Here is a 399-nt window from a genome sequence, read left to right as displayed (position 1 = left end):
GCTTACATCATACCCCAAACCACTTGTATCCCTTGCTGTCCTTTGGAATGACAACATTTCTATCAATCTATCACAGGCATAAGTATTCTGAAATTCTCTAGGGAATTTATAAATGTTTTGCCTCTGTTCTAAATTGTGATTAAGCAGTGAGGTTGCAACTATGGTTGTAACTGAAGTTGCAACCTTAGAGATATTATCAATGTAAAGTGCAGAAGTAAACCAAACCACAACACAAGATGTTTGGTTACGAAGTTCAATCAGCGTCGGGCTGATCTAGTCTCCGGGGCACTCACCCAGTATATATTGGATAAATAGGAGTTTGTACAATCGAACCCAAGTCTTATGCAATACACAACATACCCATGTTTGTTTGCTGCCTATAAGACTGTACCCTGACTC

At 39.3% G+C, this 399-nt stretch carries 1 protein-coding gene; it reads right to left on the bottom strand.

Annotation, left to right across the window (positions count from 1 at the left end):
* A partial coding sequence (locus EIZ48_RS29310; RefSeq protein ID WP_205298666.1) for a hypothetical protein occupies positions 1 to 228 on the bottom strand: 228 nt, incomplete at its 3' end.
* Positions 229 to 399 lie beyond the last annotated feature (171 nt).

The organism is Photobacterium alginatilyticum (assembly GCF_009910675.1).
GTDB classification, from domain to species: Bacteria; Pseudomonadota; Gammaproteobacteria; order Enterobacterales; family Vibrionaceae; genus Photobacterium; species Photobacterium alginatilyticum.
The sequence above is the reverse complement of the archived record's forward strand: the minus strand, read 5'-3'. Positions and strand labels throughout refer to the sequence as shown.